General features: G+C 60.9%; 17 protein-coding genes. 5 read left to right on the forward strand and 12 right to left on the reverse strand.

Features of this window, described 5'->3' with window-relative positions:
• Positions 1-40 precede the first annotated feature (40 nt).
• On the reverse strand, positions 41-262 hold the full coding sequence (locus T3A99_RS25075; protein ID WP_047226391.1) for a YgdI/YgdR family lipoprotein: 222 nt from the start codon (positions 260-262) through the stop codon (positions 41-43).
• Between the two features lie 76 nt (positions 263-338).
• Positions 339-941, reverse strand: coding sequence for a molybdenum cofactor guanylyltransferase MobA (gene mobA, locus T3A99_RS25080; protein ID WP_107322178.1), 603 nt, complete (start codon positions 939-941; stop codon positions 339-341).
• Between the two features lie 78 nt (positions 942-1019).
• Here mobA and moaB point away from each other — a divergent pair, with 78 nt between their 5' ends.
• Together moaB and glp are read left to right on the forward strand one after the other, a co-directional pair.
• Positions 1020-1559 carry a molybdenum cofactor biosynthesis protein B gene (moaB, locus tag T3A99_RS25085; protein WP_047226393.1) on the forward strand — a complete coding sequence of 180 codons (540 nt, stop codon included), beginning with the start codon at positions 1020-1022 and terminating at the stop codon, positions 1557-1559.
• A gap of 22 nt (positions 1560-1581) precedes the next feature.
• Positions 1582-2769 (forward strand): gephyrin-like molybdotransferase Glp, encoded by a 1188-nt coding sequence (glp, locus tag T3A99_RS25090; RefSeq protein ID WP_288912904.1) that lies wholly within the window; start codon positions 1582-1584, stop codon positions 2767-2769.
• 61 nt (positions 2770-2830) lie between these two features.
• Here the strand turns inward: glp and T3A99_RS25095 are convergent, their stop codons facing one another.
• The gene (locus tag T3A99_RS25095) at positions 2831-3139 is read right to left on the reverse strand and encodes a hypothetical protein (RefSeq protein ID WP_225248412.1); all 309 of its coding nucleotides are present in this window, start codon (positions 3137-3139) and stop codon (positions 2831-2833) included.
• A 343-nt stretch (positions 3140-3482) separates the two neighbouring features.
• On the opposite strand from T3A99_RS25095, the gene yegS reads away from it, so the two are divergent.
• Positions 3483-4400 carry a lipid kinase YegS gene (yegS, locus tag T3A99_RS25100; protein ID WP_047226396.1) on the forward strand — a complete coding sequence of 306 codons (918 nt, stop codon included), beginning with the start codon at positions 3483-3485 and terminating at the stop codon, positions 4398-4400.
• Here the strand turns inward: yegS and T3A99_RS25105 are convergent.
• From T3A99_RS25105 to T3A99_RS25115, 3 genes are all read right to left on the reverse strand, one after another.
• Complete coding sequence (locus T3A99_RS25105; protein WP_047226397.1) at positions 4384-5043, reverse strand: response regulator; 660 nt, start codon at positions 5041-5043, stop codon at positions 4384-4386. The genes yegS and T3A99_RS25105 overlap by 17 nt on opposite strands.
• Entirely contained in the window at positions 5040-5933 is an 894-nt protein-coding gene (locus tag T3A99_RS25110) for a sensor histidine kinase (protein WP_288912906.1), read from the reverse strand. The genes T3A99_RS25105 and T3A99_RS25110 overlap by 4 nt, the downstream gene beginning before the upstream one ends.
• A gap of 233 nt (positions 5934-6166) precedes the next feature.
• Positions 6167-6637 carry a hypothetical protein gene (locus T3A99_RS25115; protein ID WP_047226399.1) on the reverse strand — a complete coding sequence of 157 codons (471 nt, stop codon included), beginning with the start codon at positions 6635-6637 and terminating at the stop codon, positions 6167-6169.
• A 480-nt stretch (positions 6638-7117) separates the two neighbouring features.
• Between T3A99_RS25115 and T3A99_RS25120 the strand changes: the two genes are divergently transcribed.
• Positions 7118-8041, forward strand: a complete 924-nt coding sequence (locus T3A99_RS25120; protein ID WP_076385689.1) for a chemotaxis protein CheV — start codon at positions 7118-7120, stop codon at positions 8039-8041.
• Between the two features lie 71 nt (positions 8042-8112).
• Positions 8113-8922 carry an MOSC domain-containing protein gene (locus T3A99_RS25125; RefSeq protein ID WP_076385687.1) on the forward strand — a complete coding sequence of 270 codons (810 nt, stop codon included), beginning with the start codon at positions 8113-8115 and terminating at the stop codon, positions 8920-8922.
• A 126-nt stretch (positions 8923-9048) separates the two neighbouring features.
• On the opposite strand, the gene T3A99_RS25130 is transcribed toward T3A99_RS25125, so the two are convergent.
• The 6 genes from T3A99_RS25130 to T3A99_RS25155 all read right to left on the reverse strand — a co-directional run bounded on the left by T3A99_RS25130 (position 9049) and on the right by T3A99_RS25155 (position 16738).
• A complete protein-coding gene (locus tag T3A99_RS25130) occupies positions 9049-9333 on the reverse strand; it encodes a pyrimidine/purine nucleoside phosphorylase (RefSeq protein WP_047226402.1) in 285 nt (94 codons plus the stop codon).
• A 95-nt stretch (positions 9334-9428) separates the two neighbouring features.
• A complete protein-coding gene (locus T3A99_RS25135; protein WP_047226403.1) occupies positions 9429-9971 on the reverse strand; it encodes an exonuclease domain-containing protein in 543 nt (180 codons plus the stop codon).
• Positions 9972-10033: 62 nt separating this feature from the next.
• A complete protein-coding gene (locus T3A99_RS25140) occupies positions 10034-12004 on the reverse strand; it encodes an acetyl/propionyl/methylcrotonyl-CoA carboxylase subunit alpha (protein WP_160891961.1) in 1971 nt (656 codons plus the stop codon).
• An 81-nt stretch (positions 12005-12085) separates the two neighbouring features.
• Positions 12086-13243 carry a citronellyl-CoA dehydrogenase gene (atuD, locus tag T3A99_RS25145; protein WP_107322182.1) on the reverse strand — a complete coding sequence of 386 codons (1158 nt, stop codon included), beginning with the start codon at positions 13241-13243 and terminating at the stop codon, positions 12086-12088.
• 44 nt (positions 13244-13287) lie between these two features.
• Positions 13288-14904, reverse strand: a complete 1617-nt coding sequence (atuC, locus tag T3A99_RS25150) for a geranyl-CoA carboxylase subunit beta (protein WP_322834914.1) — start codon at positions 14902-14904, stop codon at positions 13288-13290.
• A gap of 43 nt (positions 14905-14947) precedes the next feature.
• Complete coding sequence (locus T3A99_RS25155) at positions 14948-16738, reverse strand: acyclic terpene utilization AtuA family protein (protein ID WP_305467888.1); 1791 nt, start codon at positions 16736-16738, stop codon at positions 14948-14950.
• Positions 16739-16785 lie beyond the last annotated feature (47 nt).

Here is a 16785-nt window from a genome sequence, read left to right on the forward strand (position 1 = left end):
GTATCGCGGGCTTTTCTGTAGCTGGCTGTGGCGTTGAAGGTTACAGGTCTTTAACGGTACGAACCTGATCCTTGTTCACGCGAGTCTCTTTACCGTCCAGTTGCTCGAATTCGTAGAAGCCGGTGTCTTCGTCGTACTCGGGGGTGTCGACGGCCTGGATTTCGCGACCGTCATTCAAGGTAATCACTGTTGGCGATGCGCACCCGGCGAGAGTGGCGAGGCCCAGTGCGAGCATGAAAGTGGCGAGGGTCCGTTGAGTCATGGTGTTTCTCCGAAATAGGATTCTTCAAGTTACTGACCTTCAGACGTATACAGCGCGCGCAAGTTCCTGGCTAGTGTCAATCTGACACACCTTTGTGGCCGCTGAGCAGTTCCGGCGTGTTCAGATTTGCCAGGCGAATATCGTTGGCAGGGCATTGCAGTGCAGTCGCATGCAACGCCCGCATGATGCGGCCCGGGCTGCGTTCGCCTTCGCTCCAGGCCTGTTCGAAAGCCGGGGCCAGCGCCACAGGAATGACGCACAGCAACGGTTCCCAATGTTCACCATGACGTACCATCAGTGGCTTGTCGGGATGCTGGCTCGCCTCGCTGAGCATGCTGTCGAGCAGGCTGGAGTCGATCTGCGGTACATCACACGGCAGCACCAGCAGAGAAGGGTATCGTGCCACCTTGAGGCCCGCCCGGATGCCTGCCAACGGGCCGGGGAAGCCCCCTTCATCGTCATGCACCAATTGATCGGCATACAGCGCATAGCGTTCCGGATTGCGGTTGCAGGAGATAATCAGGTCGTCGCTCAGTGCGCGTGTCCGTCGATGCAGATGGGCGATCAACGGTTCGCCCTGCCACTGCAACAGGCCTTTGTCCTGCCCGCCCATGCGTTGTCCGCGCCCCCCCGCCAGCAGCAGGATGGAGCATGATGGCGGGGAAGTATTCGAGGTCATGGTGTGTCTCCGCACGGGCGAAAAAATGAAGCGCTGTGATATAACACCGGGCTGTTTCCTCTACAACTGGACGAGCCTATGAAAGCCAAGGCTGATGTACCTTTCGTGCCGCTCAATATCGCGGTGCTGACAGTCAGTGATACCCGCACCCTTGAAACCGATACGTCGGGGCAGGTCTTTGTCGATCGGCTCACGGCGGCCGGTCACAACCTGGCGGCGCGGGTTCTGCTCAAAGATGATTTGTACAAGATCCGCGCGCAAGTCGCGAACTGGATCGCCGAGGACGTGGTGCAAGTGGTGCTGATTACTGGCGGCACCGGTTTCACGGGGCGCGACAGCACTCCAGAAGCCGTCGCGTGCCTGCTGGACAAACAGGTCGACGGCTTCGGTGAACTGTTTCGCCAAATATCGGTGGCGGACATCGGCACTTCCACCGTCCAGTCTCGGGCGCTGGCAGGTCTGGCCAATGGCACGCTGGTTTGTTGCCTGCCTGGCTCAACCAACGCGGTGCGTACTGGCTGGGACGGGATACTGGCCGAGCAACTGGATGCGCGGCATCGTCCGTGTAACTTCGTGGCCCATCTGAAACAGGCAGCGCCTTGTGAATCCCGTGGGTAAACCGGGCAAGGCCGGTGCCTTGATGGCCGTGGAGGTGGCGTTGGAGCGTTTGCTCGAGATGGCGGCGGCTACGCCGATTGTCCAGCGTGAACGTTTGCCTTTGGCCGCGGCGCAAGGCCGGGTGCTTGCAGAAGATCTGGTATCGACCCTTGATTTGCCGCCATGGCCCAACAGCGCCATGGACGGCTACGCGTTGCGGCTGGCTGACTGCACAGGTGAGCCGCTGGTGGTCAGTCAGCGAATTTTCGCCGGCCAGGCCCCGGAGCCGCTGGCTGCAGGAACCTGTGCACGGATCTTCACCGGAGCGCCTGTCCCTGCCGGCGCTGACTGCGTCGAGATGCAGGAAAACGCCGTGGTTGAAGATGACCTGCGCGTACGCTTTACCGAGCCGATGGTGAGCGGGCAAAACATCCGCCCGCAGGGGCAGGAGGCAACGGTCGGAGAAACGGTTCTTTCCTGCGGTACTCGCCTGGGGCCGATTGAACTGGGGCTGGCGGCGTCTCTTGGCTGCGCGTCGCTGGAGGTGGTGCGCAAGGTGCGTGTTGCAGTGCTCTCCACCGGTGACGAACTGGTAGAGCCAGGTCAGGCGCTGGGCCCTGGCCAGATCTATAACAGCAATCGCGTACTGCTCTGTGGCTGGTTGCAGCAGCTGGGTTGTGAGGTGGTCGACGCAGGTATTCTGCCCGACGACTTGCCCGCCACCCGCCAGCGTCTGGGGCAGTTGTCGGATGTCGATCTGATCCTGTCCACTGGCGGCGTATCGGTGGGGGAGGCTGACTTCCTGGGGACCGCCTTGCGCGAAGAGGGTGAACTCGCGCTCTGGAAGCTTGCCATCAAGCCTGGGAAACCGCTGACGTTCGGGCATTTTCGTGGTGTGCCTGTGATCGGCCTGCCCGGAAACCCTGCCTCGACCTTGGTGACGTTCGCATTGTTAGCCCGGCCTTACTTGTTACGCCGCCAGGGTGTTCAGGCGGTAACGCCGCTCAAGTTCAAGGTACCGGCTGGCTTCGACTGGCCGAAGGCAGGCGGTCGACGAGAATACTTGCGAGGTCGCCTCGAGAACGGTCGGGCGATCATCTACCGCAATCAAAGCTCCGGTGTGCTGCGCAGCGCGGCCTGGGCTGAAGGACTGGTTGAGGTGCTTGAGGGGCGAACCCTGGTCGAAGGCGACGAAGTGGGTTTTATTCCCTTGAGCGAGGTCCTGGGCTAGCGCTGCGGCACTGGGGTATCCGGCCCGAGTCGAGTGCTCGGGCTTTTCATGCCCATCGGCTTTATCGCGAGAGCAGCATGACCAGTTGATCGAATCGACTGTTCGCAATCCAGCCCAGCAGGCCAAAGACCACCGCTGCTGCGCCTGCTGAATAGGCGAGCCTGTGGCGGATGACCTTCACATCGGTTCGGATTTCATCCATGTCTTTACGGATGTATTTAAGGTGAGTTTCCAGTTCAACGACGCGCGGTTCCAAATCAATTCCTCCTGCGGGATTACTGCAACTTTTGCATTCGTTTTGAACGTTGGCCTGTTCGCTTCCAAATGATGCGAGCTGCCGGGGCGACAGCTTGTATTTATGGCTATGCATGGGGCGTTTCATCCCTTTGGCCATAACTGATCGAACCACTGTTCCGGCCCCAGCGGGCCGTGATGTATCCATCCATGGGTTAAGACATCCTTGTGTAATGAGCATTTAAACGATCCAGCACAACAGAGCACCAAAGTGTCTCAATACCGTTGACGGGTCAATTGAGCTGATTCGCCAGTTCTTGTAAGAAAATTCTTCGAGTCGAGAAGCGGGCGGCGGGGGCTGTCCGCCGGTTTTCCCCATGGGCGCGCGGCGCAGTCTTTTATTTAATTTGAATCGGTCCGGGCTTTTTCGGCCGTGTGAGTGGTCCCATTCTCTGAACCTTCCCATGACGGAGATAACAATGAGCAAAGGCAAGGCGCTGTTGATTTTGCATGGCAAGCAAGCGCTCAACGATGAGGTTCGCGCCGCAGTGATGCTCAAGCGCAAGCAGGGCTGGGACCTTGCGGTCCGAGTGACGTGGGAGGCCGGCGATGCCCGACGCTGTGTCGATGAGGCGCTGGATGCCGGTTACACGACGCTGATCGCCGGCGGTGGGGACGGGACCTTGCGTGATATCGCCGAGGCGATCGTGCGTAAATCGAGTGAGGTCAGCCTGGTATTGCTGCCGCTGGGTACGGCCAATGACTTTGCCCGTGCCGCCGGTATCCCGCTGGAGCCGGAGCAGGCCCTGGATCTACTGGATGTGACGCCCCAGGCCATCGATTTGGGCGAAGTGGGCGGTCAGATCTTCCTGAATATGGCCACGGGCGGTTTTGGCAGCCAAGTGACGGCGAACACCTCCGAGGACTTGAAAAAGGTCTTGGGTGGCGCCGCCTATTTGTTCACCGGTTTATCACGTTTCAGTGAGCTGAGTGCGGCCTACGGTGAGCTGCAGGGCCCGGATTTCCACTGGCAGGGCGATTTGCTGGCGCTGGGCATCGGCAATGGCCGGCAGGCCGGAGGGGGGCATGTACTGTGCCCTGAGGCGCTGGTCGATGATGGATTGCTGGACATCAGTGTCCTGCCGGCGCCTCAGGAAGTGGTCAGCACCCTGAAGGATTTGCTGGCCGGTGGCCTGGGGATCGACAACATGTTCGTGCGCGCACGCCTGCCATGGGTGGAAATCAAGGTCGCTCAAGGCCTGGATATCAATCTTGATGGCGAACCGTTGCAGGTCGACAGTTTGCGTTTCACTGTGCAGGCCAAAGCGCTGCGTGTTCACCTGCCCGCCGATTCGCCTTTGCTGAGTACCTCGGTGGCGCTTAATCGTCCAGGCTGATGATCTGCTCGCGCACGGCGAACAGCACCAGTCCGGCCACATCATGGATCTGCAGGCGTTTCATGATTTGCGCCCGGTGGGTTTCTATGGTCTTGATGCTCAAGCTCAGGCCGTTAGCGATTTCCCGGGTGGACTTGCCACGCACGATCAGCCGCAGGATCTCCAACTGGCGGGCGGTCAGATTATGAGCTTGGCCAGGATCGGGTTGCGGTTTCTGGGTACGGGTCAGTGCCTGGTTGATCACGGTGTGGGCAATGGCAGGGCTCAGGTAGCGTTCGTTGTTGCGCAGCGCTTCCAGCGCGTGTTCCAGCTCGGTGGCGGTGGTGTCCTTGAGCAGATAGCCATGGGCTCCGGATTCCAGCGCCTGCATGATTAACGCCGGATCGGTGTGCATCGACAGAATCAGCACTTTGCTCTGGGGACGCACGCGCTTGAGCTGTTGCAGCGCGTCCAGGCCGCAGGTGTCTTTCATGGAGATATCCAGCAAGACGATATCTGGAACCAGCCGTTCAACCAGTTCCAGCAATTGCGTCCCGTCACTGGCTTCGCCGATCACGGCATATCCGGGCAGATCCATGACCAGGGCGCGCACACCGGCCCTGATCAGCGAGTGGTCATCTATCAGAAGCAAATTACAAATCAATGGAGAACCTTATTCTTGCTGGCCCGTTCCAGGGCGCGAGGTGTCCAGGGAAAGCTTGCCTCAATATGGGTGCCTTTGCCGGCCTCGCTGATGACCTTCAAGGTGCCGCCCAGTTGTTCAACCCGCTCCGACATGCCGGCCATGCCGCGTTGTCCTTCGTGAGCGGGGTGGGAGGCCGGGACGAATCCCTTGCCATCGTCACTGATCAACAGGGTCAGGCCTTCGGGCAAGCGTTGCAGGCGCACCAGCAGGTTTTTCGCCTGGGCATGGCGCAAAATATTGGTCACGGCTTCCTGGGTGATTCGAAACGCGGCGACCGTCATTTCCTCAGGGATGCCGGTCATGCGTTGCTGGCAGTCCAGGCTCCATTTCAGCGGCGTATTAGCCAGCGTCTTGAGCAGGTGCGCGCGCAGGCTGGCTTCAAGTCCCAGGCTGGTCAGTTGTCTTGGGTTGAGAATGGCTGATACGTCGCGAACCTTATTGAGCGTTTCGTCCAGCGTCTCGCAGAGGATCGTGCACTGGCCGTGCAGTTCTTCCGGAATACGGCGCTTGAGCCATTCGCTTTGCAGTTTGGCCGCGGTCAGCAACTGGCCGATATCGTCGTGCAATTCACGGCTGAGCCGGTGACGCTCGTTTTCCTGGACCTCAAGCAACCGATCGGCCAATTCCTGGGGCTGGAACTTGATGGATTTGTGTGACAGGCGATGCTGGATCCAGACACAGGTCATGGCTGCGCTATTGAGCACCAGCAAACTCAACGGGACGGTCGAGGCGAACAGATAGGCCAGCAGGCTGCCAAGGGTCGAGCAGATGCACAACAACAGCGTGAAACGGCGGGCATTTTCTCGGGAGGGTGGCCAGGTGATGATTGACTTGAGGCTGGCGTACATGACGGATGGAGCCAATGAATGTTCGCTGCGGGCAGGCTGGTCAGCGTATCTGACAGGCCGGGACGGATAAACGTTTCAGGTCGAAGATGGCCTCAGTTGGCGGCTTAATGCCACTATCTTGAAGCCTCTGACGCGGGAGATAGTACCACTTCATATTTCGTTGGTCGCGTTCAGCATGGTGGCGTGAAAGTGCCAAGTGTCAGCCGCATCGGATCGAACCGCACTCATCGGCCTCAGGCCTGCTTTTGTGAGTAGGGCACCAAACCCAGGGGGCGCGAAGCAGGCAATGTCTGGCCAGGACTCTGGCCTACCTGGAAGGCAAAGGCTTCGATCAACGAGGTCTGTTCGCTGCTGTCCAGGCTGAGCTGGCCGGTGGTGTGATCGACCAGTTCCAGTTGCCAGGCCATCAGGGTGAAGCAATCCTTCAGCGCGCCCAGCGCCTGCTCATGCAATTCAACGTGACTCTGCGCGTTGCTGAGCAAGCCATGGATATGCAGCGAAAATTCTGAAATGGCTTCCAGCGCCAGGGCGTCGGCCTTGTTTGCCAGCTTCAGCAAGGTACTGAGCATGCAATCAATGGCGTCCCTGTCGTCGTTGATCAGCTGCAGATGGGTCAGGCATTCCTCTGACTTGGCCAAAAGCGTTTCGGCCTCGATCAGAAATTCGGGAAGGCGCTGATTCCAGTTTTTACGATCGTTCGGCATGCTTATCTCCACAACATCATGTCAGACGCAAGAAAATCGCGTGTGGCGAACGGCTGGACTTCTCGGCCGGCAACTGACGAAGACCCGCAGGCACTCTTTCGCCCGTAGACAAAGGCATGCGCGCAAACGATTGCACTGGCGGGATCGGCCAAATGGCTGGAAGTCCGGTGTCCTGCGGTCGCGCACAAAGGCCTGACTCCGTTCAGCAATGAGAATGGCGTCACATTAATGGCTATTGGATAGCGGGAATATCAGGTTGGACCTGATTGTCCCTAGGGGAAACCCCTAGGCGGGGGAACTTTGTGCGCAAACTGAGGTCGCGCAGCGGCAGAGCTGGGGGATGAAATCCGTGAAGCAAGTAAAGCATGATGCTAATGTGACATCAATGCCCTGCGCGAGATTTTATACAGGGGTCAAGATCCCGTCTGCACGGCCGATATCTCCTTCATGGATTCATCCGAACAAGCCTAGGAGTCATAGATGGCCGGCATTCTCGACACAGTAGATCAACGAACCCAACTGGTGGGTGAGAATCGCCTGGAAATTCTCATGTTTCGCCTGGCAGGGCGGCAGTTGTTCGCCATTAACGTGTTCAAGGTCCAGGAAGTACTGCAGTTGCCGAAGCTGACGTTGATGCCGCAGCGCCATCCGTTTGTGTGCGGTGTAGTCAATCTGAGGGGCCAGACATTGCCGGTGATCGACCTGTCCCAGGCCATCGGTATGCGTCCGCTGGTGCCGGGAGCTAACAGCACCATTATCGTCACTGAATACAACCGTTCGGTTCAGGCGTTCCTGGTGGGCGGCGTGGACCGCATCGTCAATATGAACTGGGAAGCCATCTTGCCGCCCCCGACCAGCGCTGGGCGTGAGCACTACCTGACGGCGATCAGCAAGGTTGACGATCAGTTGGTGGAAATCATCGACGTGGAAAAGGTCCTGGCCGAAATCGTGCCTTATAACGCCAAGGTTTCCCGGGACAAGCTCGAAGATCCGGTACTGGAGCGCGCCCGTGGACGCGAAGTGCTGCTGGTGGACGACTCCAATGTCGCGCTCTCTCAACTGCGCGATACGCTGGGTCAGTTGGGTGTGAAGATGCACGTTGCCAGCGACGGTTTGAAAGCCCTGAACATGCTCAAGGCCTGGGCCGATACTGGCGAAGTGATGACCGACAAATTACTGATGATTTTCACCGACGCGGAAATGCCGGAAATGGACGGCTATCGCCTGACTACCGAGATCCGCAACGACCCGCGTTTGCGCGGGCTCTACGTGGTGCTGCACACCTCGCTGTCCGGCAGCTTCAACGATTCGATGGTCAAGAAGGTCGGCTGCGACAACTTCCTCTCCAAGTTCCAGCCGGACAAGCTGGTTGATGTGGTGCGCCAGCGACTGATGCTCGACTGAGGCTGATCATGGTTTGCTTCAATGGCCGGCTCGTATAAGGTGGCGTTTTTTCGTCACCGGGGAAGTCGACCATGTTGCGGCTGAGCGCGCTGTATCGTTATCCGTTGAAGTCCGGCAAGGGCCAGCTCCTGCAAGGCATAGGCCTGGACAAGCTGGGCCTGGACGGTGACCGGCGCTGGATGCTGGTGGACGAGGGCACCGGGCGCTTCCTGACCCAGCGGGCGGTGACCCAGATGAGCCAGCTCTCGGCATTGTGGAATGAGGCCGGCGGTCTGACGCTCAGTGCGCCAGGTTTTGCCACCCTGGATGTGCCCCTGCCACCTGTTGACGAAGAGCAACGGCGCGGAGTGATCATCTGGCGCGACACCTTGCGCGTACCGGATGCCGGTGACGAGGCTGCGGCCTGGGTCAGCGAGTTCATTGGCAAGCCCACCCGGCTGGTTCACGTTCCGGTGGAACTGGCGCGCACCACCGCCGCCGGTTACGGCAAGGATGACGACAAGGTGGCGTTCGCGGACGGTTTCCCCTTGCTGCTGATCGGCCAGGCCTCTTTGCAGGACGTGTCCGATCGGGTCGGCCGCCCTTTGGAGATGCTGCGCTTTCGTCCCAACCTGGTTATCGAGGGCAGTGAGGCATTTGCCGAGGATGGCTGGAAGCGCATTCGTATCGGCGATGTGGAGTTCCGGCTGGTCAAGCCCTGCTCACGCTGCATCATGACCACGGTCGACCCGCAAACCGGCGAACGCGACCCTGACCGCGAACCCTTCGCCACGCTGCAGCAGTATCGTTCGACACCGGACGGTGCGATGTTCGGCCAGAACCTGGTCAATGACAGCAATGGTTGGCTTGAAGTGGGTATGCCGGTTGAAGTGCTCGAATAAACACCGCTTTTGAAAAAACAATGCCCGTGTCCACTGGACACGGGCATTTTTCATTATCCGATGCCACGCCGGGGCTTTTGTGGCGAGGGGATTTAGCGAAACGTCGCACCGCCCCTCGCCACAGGCTTAGCCGCGGTATTCACACAGGTAGGCGGTGTCGACGGCGACCTTGAGCTGGAACTTGCTATTGGCCGGTACATTGAACTGGCTGCCGGCCTCGAAGGTTTCCCAGTCGGTGCTGTCGGGCAGTTTCACGGTCAGGGCGCCGGAGACGACGTGCATGATTTCCCGCTGGGCCGTGCCGAATTCGTATTCGCCCGCAGCCATGACGCCGATGGTCGCAGGGCCTTCGGCTGTGCCGAAAGCGATCGACTTGACGGTGCCGTCGAAGTACTCGTTGACTTTAAACATGGGCGATTCCTCGAAAAAAGGGGCTGGAAAAGGCCGGCCAGTATGCACAAGGCTTCAACGTTCGTCATCTGCCGCGCCGCAGTCTTGGCTCGCGTTCAGCCTGGGAGTACCAAGGGTAATAACCGCGCCGTATTGCGCGCATCTTCCAGGGCCCGGTGTTGTTGACCGCAGAATTGCAGGCCGGCCAGTTGCAGCGCCCCGTTGAGCCCCAGGGGGCGCTCCAGCCGGCGGGCTTTGGCGAAGCGCTGCTTGAGGTTCATGTGCGGCACTTGGCCGAGAAAGCTGTGCAACCGCTGATGCTGCCATTCCTGAAGCAATTGCTTGCGGTCGTAATCGCCCCAACTGACCCAGCTCTCCAGGTTCGCGTGGTACTGCGCCAGCCAGCGTTCGAACGCCGGCCAGACCTCGGTCAAAGGCGCGGCGCTGTCGATATTGGCCTGGGTGATATGGGTCAGCTCGCGACAGAAAGGTGTGAGCAAGGGGCGCCTCAACGGCTTTACGAACCGCTGGAAGTGGTCCAGCTCGCGGCCATCCCGATTCACCAGTGTGGCGCCGATTTCGATAATTTCCATTTCGGTTACCGGCCAGCCACCTTCATCGGTAGTGGCCTCCAGATCAATCACCAGCCAGTGAGGCATCGCAAGGTTCCCGGTATCGGCGTGCTGATGGGTTTGAGCGTAGTCAAACCCTGCGCATCCGCCTAGTGCGCTGTTTCAACCTGCAATAATAACTGGCGGTTTTTCACCTGATCGCCTGGCTTGACGTGTAAGGTCCTGACCACTCCATCAATACCTGCCTTGAGTGGGTGCTCCATTTTCATCGCTTCGAGCACCATCAGTAGCTGTCCCTGGCGTACTGCCGTCCCTTCGCTGACCAGCACTTCGACGATAGCGCCGTCCATTGGCGCCTTGAGGGAGCCATCGCTGACGCTGGCCCTGGCGGCGACGGGGGCCTGGGTCCGATCCTGTAAATGCAGGCCGCCTGGGCGAGTGAACAGCCACAGGTCATTACCATCGAGGTGCCAGGCATGGCGTTGGCGAATGCCGTCGATCATCAGCGTTGCGCCGCACTGATCAGACTCGAGCAACTTCAACTCGATCACTCGCTCGGCTATCCGGATATGCAGCGTGCCGCCGGTTCCGGCGGTCAGGGTCAGGGGCCAGTCGCGCTCGCCCAGGCCAATGCAATAGCGCCGCACCGCGCCGCTATTGTTGCTCCATCCTCCCAGGCCGGGCGCATGACGCGCATGCATGGCCTGATAGAACGAGGCTGCGGCGATGGCGAGCTGCTCAGCCGAGGGGGTGTGGATCTGCAGGGTGGGATGATCGGCGAAGTGTTGCTGGATGAAACCGGTGCCGAAATCTCCATCAATGAATTGTGGATGAGCCAGCAACCCCGCCAGCAAGCGCTGATTGGCCTGTACACCCAGGAGCACGCAGTCCTCCACGGCTCGCAGCAATTTGCGTCGGGCCTCTTCACGGGTAGCGCCGTGGGCGATGGCTTTGCCCAGCATCGGGTCGTAGAACGGGCTAATGGTCTGGCCTTCAAGCAAACCATGGTCGATTCGTACACCGTCGCGGATAGGGGGTTCCCAACTGAGTAAATGGCCGGTTTGCGGCAGAAAGTTCGCAGCCGGGTCTTCGGCATACAACCGCACCTCCATGGCGTGACCACTGAACTGGACCTGGTCCTGGCGCAGGGGCAGTGGCAGGCCGGCGGCCACAGCCAGTTGCCAGGCCACCAGGTCCAGTCCGGTGATCAGCTCGGTGACCGGATGTTCGACCTGCAAGCGCGTGTTCATCTCCAGAAAGTAAAAACCGCCGTCCGGGGCGAGCAAAAACTCCACGGTCCCGGCACCCACATAATTGACCGCGCGGCCAGCCTTGAGCGCGGCGTCACCCATGGCCTGGCGCAGATCGGCGGTCATGACCGGGCAGGGCGCTTCTTCAATGATTTTCTGGTGGCGTCGCTGGATCGAGCAATCCCTTTCGCCCAAATGGAGCAGATTGCCGTGGTGGTCAGCGAAAATCTGGATTTCCACATGCCGTGGATTGATCAAGGCCTGTTCGAGGATCAACTCATCGTTGCCAAAACCATGCAACGCCTCGGAGCGCGCGGTGTGTAACTGTTCCAGCAGGTCTTCAGCCCGCCAAACCAGGCGCATGCCTCGGCCACCACCGCCGGCGCTGGCCTTGATCATCAACGGATAGCCGATGCGTTCGGCTTCACGGCACAAGGTGTCGTCGTCCTGATCGGTGCCTTCGTAACCGGCGATGCACGGTACGCCGGCGGCGATCATGGCGATTTTCGAGCGACGTTTGCTGCCCATCAGGTCGATGGCGTCGGGGCTGGGGCCAATGAACACGATACCGGCCTCTTCGCAGGCTCTGGCGAACCCGGCGTTTTCCGAGAGAAAACCGTAGCCGGGGTGGATGGCGTCGGCGCCAGTACGCCGGGCCGCGTCGAGGATGGCCGGCTGATTGAGGTAGGACTGCGGCACCGGTGCTGCGCCGATGAGTACTGCTTCATCGGCGATGCGCACGTGCAGCGCGTCGGCGTCGGCCTCGCTGAACACCGCCACGGTGCGATAGCCCAGGGCCTGGGCGGTGCGCTGGATCCGGCAGGCGATTTCACCGCGGTTGGCGATGAGGATCTTGCTGAAGGCGGGCATGGTGGTCATTCCTGGGTTTTTCGGTGGCTGTCAGGGCCTCATCGCGAGCAGGCTCGCTCCCACAAGGGAGGGTGAACACAGTCATTTTTTCTTGCCCGGCAAAATGCCCATGAGTTTGCAGATGATGCCCAGCATGATCTCGTCCGCACCGGCGCCGATGGACACCAGTCGCACGTCGCGATACGCCCGCGCCACCGGGTTGTCCCACATGAAACCCATGCCGCCCCAGTATTGCAGGCAACTGTCGGTGACTTCCCGGGCCAGGCGCCCGGCCTTGAGCTTGGCCATGGACGCCAGCCGCGTCACATCCTGGCCGTTGATGTACTGCTCGGTGGCCTGGTAGACCAGCGCCCGCAGGCATTCGATCTCGCTGGCCAGTTCCGCCAGGCGAAAGTGGATCACCTGGTTGTCGATCAGGGCGGTGCCGAAGGTCTTGCGCTCCTTGCAGTACTCGATGGTGCTGTCGATGCAGTGCTCCAGCCCCTTGAGCATGTTCGCCGCGCCGAACAGGCGTTCCTCCTGGAACTGCAACATCTGCATCATGAACCCGGCGCCTTCCTGGCCAACGCGATTGCGTTGCGGCACCCGTACGTCGTCAAAGAACACCTGGGCGGTTTCCGAACTGCGCATGCCGAGTTTGTCCAGGTGCCCGCCGAGGCTGATACCCGGGCTGTTCATCGGCACCATGATCAGTGATTTGTTGATGTGGGGCTTGTCGTCCGAAGTGTTGGCCAGCAGGCACATGAAATCGGCACTCGGTGAATTGGTGATCCACATCTTGCTGCCGTTGATGACGTAGTCATCGCCATCCTTACGGGCCGTGGTCTTGAGCCCGGCGACATCAGAGCCGGCCCCGACTTCCGAGACGCCGATGCAACCGACCTGCTCACCGCTGATGGCCGGGCGCAAGAATGCTTCACGCAGCTCATCGGAGCCGAAACGCGCCAGGGCCGGGGTGCACATGTCGGTCTGCACGCCGATGGACATCGGCACGCCGCCACAATGAATGGTGCCGAACTCCTCGGCGGCGACGATCGAATAGCTGTAGTCCAGGCCCATGCCGCCGAACTGCTCCGGCTTGGATATACCCAGCAACCCTAGTTCACCGGCCTTGCGGAAAACCTCGTGGATGGGAAACCGTCCGGCCTTCTCCCATTCGTCGACATAGGGGTTTATCTGCTGGTCGACAAACTGGCGAACGGTGCGCCGCAGAGCTGCGTGTTCCTGGGTGAAGATCATTTTATTGTTCTCCTGTGAGCAGCGATCAAAAGTCCTTCACACGTTCAGAAACGGGCCACACCGAAACTGTTGGGTTGCAGCGGGCGAAGCTCAGCCGCGTGGCAGATGTCCAGCAGGTAGCCTAGCAACGTGCGGGTGTCGCGCGGGTCGATGAGCCCGTCATCCCACAGGTTGGCGCTGCCGTATAGCGCAGTGGACTGGCTGTCGAGTGTCTGCGCGGTGGTGTGTTCGAGCAGGTCCAGCATCTTCGGGTCGGGGGTGAGGCCATTCTTGATCTGCGTCGCCTGCGTGACGATGCGCAAAACCTTGCCGGCCTGAGCACCACCCATCACCGCCGTGTGGCTGTTGGGCCAGGCGAAGATGAAGCGTGGGTCCAGCCCTCGGCCGCACATGGCGTAGTTGCCGGCGCCGTAGGAACCGCCCACCACGACCGTCAGCTTCGGCACCCGGGCGTTGGCCACGGCCTGGATCATCTTCGCCCCATGCTTGATCACCCCTTGTTGTTCCGACTCGGTGCCGACCATGAAGCCGGTGGTGTTGTGCAGGAACAGCAGCGGTGTGCGGCTCTGGTCGCACAGCTGGATGAACTGCGCGGCCTTGCTCGCGCCCTTGGGCGTGATCGGGCCGTTGTTGCCGATCAGGCCACAGGCATGACCACGAATGCGCAGGTGGCCACAAATCGTCTGTTGATCGAACTCGCTTTTGAATTCCAGGAAGTCCGAACCATCGGCGATGCGGGCGACGATTTCCCGCACGTCATAGGGCTTTTTCGGGTCGTCGGGGATCAACCCCAGCAACTCATCGGCCGGGTAGAGCGGCTCTTTCCAGGTGCGTTCAGGCGGTGTCGGCCGTTGCTCGTTCCAGGGCAACAGGCTGACGATCTCCCGGGCCAGGCGTATGCCATCGGCGTCATTCTCGGCCAGGTATTCAGCGGTGCCGGCCACCTGCGCATGCATTTGCGCACCGCCCAGTTCTTCTTCCGTGGCGACTTCGCCAGTGGCGGCCTTGAGCAACGGAGGGCCGGCCAGAAACAGCCGTGCTTTGTCGCGCACCACTACTACGTAATCCGAGAGCCCCGGCTGGTAGGCCCCGCCCGCCGTGGCCGAACCATGCACCACAGTAATCTGCGGCAAGCCCATGGCGGACATCCGCGCCTGATTGGCGAAGCTGCGCGCACCTTCGACAAAAATCTGCGCGGCATAATTGAGGTTGGCGCCGCCGCTTTCGGCCAGGGTGATGACCGGCAGTTTGTTCTCCATGGCGATCTGTTGCAGACGCAGGGTCTTGTTCAAGCCGCTGGGGGAGATGGTCCCGCCCTTGATCGCGCTGTTGTTCGCCACCACCAAGACCTGAGCGCCGGATACGTAGCCGATCCCCGCGATCAAACCACCACCGGCCTGGCTGCCGTCCTTGTCGTCATGGAGTTTGTAGCCGGCCAGGCTCGCCAGTTCCAGGAACGGCGCGCCGGGGTCCAGCAGCAGGTTCAGACGCTCGCGTGGCAGCAGTTGGCCGCGTTGCTCGAACCTGGCCTGGGCCTGGGCGGCTTTCTCCAGCACCGCCTGTTCGATCTGACGCAGGTGTGCGACGCCAGCCAACATGGCCGCGTGGTTGCGGGCGAAGTCGGCGCTGTGTGGGTCAAGGTGCGATTCGATGACTGGCATGGGTGTTCCTTGTGCTCGAACCGAACGCCATGGCGATCGTCCTTTAATTGACCTGATCGGCGATGCTCTGTGGCACCGGTATCTGGATCTCCAGCAACTGCTGAGCGAACGCCTTGCCCTGCGGGTCGATGCGCAGGCTGGCGACACCACCGCCGCCAAGGGCATTTTCCAGCACGAAGTTCAGGCTGTGGGTGCCCGGCAGATACCAGCGCTCGACGCGCCCCAGCAGTGGGTCGAGCACGTGGCTCATCCAGTCAACCAACACTTGGGGCGTCAGCGCCTCGGCGATCCACGGCAAGTATTCGGGGGCGCGGGCGAGCACACCGATGTTGCTGTGGTTGCCCTTGTCGCCGGAGCGCGCCACCGCCAGTTTGACCAACGGCACGCTGGCATCAGCCCGGCCCTGGGGTTTGGGCAGGTCGGGAGCGACCGGCAAGTCGCGGGTTTGCAGCGCTTCAACGGCGGGCAGCAGGCAAGGATGACTCTGCCCGTCGAGTTCAATGTCGAGCCGGCAAGCGGATTTGTCGATCAGGAACGAGAACAGGCGAATCAACGGATACACCGTCGGGCGACCGCCCATCAGGCCGGTCAGCCCCGGCACCATGCCGGTGGCGGCCTGGGCGATTTCCCTGGAAAACAGCACCAGCGGCTGTTTGTCGGGGTGGCGCACCGCCAGTTTGATCACCACTTCACGGCTGTCCTGGCGCCTGCCGTGCTGGCCGTAAGTGGCTTCGCTGCCCAGAAGCTCGATGTTCACCTCGCTGTAGGGCGCCCAGCCGCGCGAACTGAACAGCTGCGAAGTCCTGGCGATGATCGCCTGGCTGACCCGTTCGGCCTTGGCCACCGCATCGATGCCGGCGATCAGGCACAGGGCGGTGCAGCGAAAACCGTCGGCCCAGGTGGCGCAGACCTTGTATTGATCGGTGGGCGGCAAGCCCTTGGCGCCTTGGACGCGCACCGCGTGTTTGCCTTGCTGGATCAACCTGACCTGACTGAAGTCGCAGATCACGTCCGGCAAGAGATAGCCTTGGGGATCGCCGATTTCATAGAGCAGTTGTTCCCCGACAGTCAGCGGCGTGACCAGCCCGCCGGTGCCTTCGGCCTTGGTGACGATGAATTGGCCGTCGGCGCTGACTTCAACGATGGGAAAACCGATGTGCTCGTAATCCGGTACCTCCCGCCAGTCGGTGAAATTACCGCCCGTGCATTGGGCCCCGCACTCAATGAGGTGCCCGGCCAATGCGGCCTGGGCCAGTTTGTCGTAGTCGTGCCAGGCCCAGCCAAACTCATGCACCAGGGCCGCGCTGACCACGGCGCTGTCCACCACCCGGCCGGTGATCACGATGTCGGCTCCCAGACGCAAGGCCTCGACAATGCCGGGGGCACCCAGGTAAGCGTTGGTGGACACGCACACCGCCGGCAGGGGCGCGCCGCTGAACATCTCGATAATGCCCTGGCTGGCGAGCTGTTCGAATCGTGGTTGCAGGTCGTCTCCCAGCAGCACCGCGATCTTCAAGGGCACGCCGGCCTTGTCGCAGGCCGCTTGCAGAGCGGCGGCGCAGGCCTGGGGGTTGACCCCGCCGGCATTGCTGATGACGCGGATCTTGCGTTCATGCAAACGAGCAAGCAGCGGTGAGAGCACTTCGATGAAGTCCGTGGCATAGCCGCCCCGAGGGTCTTTCATGCGCGCCCCGGCCATGATCGACATCGTGACCTCGGCCAGGTAATCGAACACCAGGTAGTCCAGTTCGGCGCCTTCGACCAGTTGCGCCGCAGCGGTACAGGTGTCGCCCCAGAAGGCGCTGGCACAACCGATACGTATCGTTTTTGGCATGGTGCTCCCTCCGGCCGACGTCGCCCGAGACTACCAAGCAAGCGCTT

Source organism: Pseudomonas sp. N-137, from assembly GCF_034555295.1.
In the GTDB taxonomy this organism is placed as follows: Bacteria; Pseudomonadota; Gammaproteobacteria; order Pseudomonadales; family Pseudomonadaceae; genus Aquipseudomonas; species Aquipseudomonas rhizophila.

Excerpts from the sequence above, each read along its gene's own strand:
- atuD (WP_107322182.1), bottom strand. The coding sequence starts at position 13,243 with ATGATCTTCACCCAGGAACACGCAGCTCTGCGGCGCACCGTTCGCCAG.
- mobA (WP_107322178.1), bottom strand. The coding sequence starts at position 941 with ATGACCTCGAATACTTCCCCGCCATCATGCTCCATCCTGCTGCTGGCG.
- yegS (WP_047226396.1), top strand. The coding sequence starts at position 3,483 with ATGAGCAAAGGCAAGGCGCTGTTGATTTTGCATGGCAAGCAAGCGCTC.
- T3A99_RS25155 (WP_305467888.1), bottom strand. The coding sequence starts at position 16,738 with ATGCCAAAAACGATACGTATCGGTTGTGCCAGCGCCTTCTGGGGCGAC.
- moaB (WP_047226393.1), top strand. The coding sequence starts at position 1,020 with ATGAAAGCCAAGGCTGATGTACCTTTCGTGCCGCTCAATATCGCGGTG.
- T3A99_RS25075 (WP_047226391.1), bottom strand. The coding sequence starts at position 262 with ATGACTCAACGGACCCTCGCCACTTTCATGCTCGCACTGGGCCTCGCC.
- T3A99_RS25115 (WP_047226399.1), bottom strand. The coding sequence starts at position 6,637 with ATGCCGAACGATCGTAAAAACTGGAATCAGCGCCTTCCCGAATTTCTG.
- atuC (WP_322834914.1), bottom strand. The coding sequence starts at position 14,904 with ATGCCAGTCATCGAATCGCACCTTGACCCACACAGCGCCGACTTCGCC.
- T3A99_RS25125 (WP_076385687.1), top strand. The coding sequence starts at position 8,113 with ATGTTGCGGCTGAGCGCGCTGTATCGTTATCCGTTGAAGTCCGGCAAG.
- T3A99_RS25110 (WP_288912906.1), bottom strand. The coding sequence starts at position 5,933 with ATGTACGCCAGCCTCAAGTCAATCATCACCTGGCCACCCTCCCGAGAA.
- T3A99_RS25120 (WP_076385689.1), top strand. The coding sequence starts at position 7,118 with ATGGCCGGCATTCTCGACACAGTAGATCAACGAACCCAACTGGTGGGT.
- T3A99_RS25130 (WP_047226402.1), bottom strand. The coding sequence starts at position 9,333 with ATGTTTAAAGTCAACGAGTACTTCGACGGCACCGTCAAGTCGATCGCT.
- T3A99_RS25095 (WP_225248412.1), bottom strand. The coding sequence starts at position 3,139 with ATGCATAGCCATAAATACAAGCTGTCGCCCCGGCAGCTCGCATCATTT.
- T3A99_RS25135 (WP_047226403.1), bottom strand. The coding sequence starts at position 9,971 with ATGCCTCACTGGCTGGTGATTGATCTGGAGGCCACTACCGATGAAGGT.
- glp (WP_288912904.1), top strand. The coding sequence starts at position 1,582 with ATGGCCGTGGAGGTGGCGTTGGAGCGTTTGCTCGAGATGGCGGCGGCT.
- T3A99_RS25140 (WP_160891961.1), bottom strand. The coding sequence starts at position 12,004 with ATGCCCGCCTTCAGCAAGATCCTCATCGCCAACCGCGGTGAAATCGCC.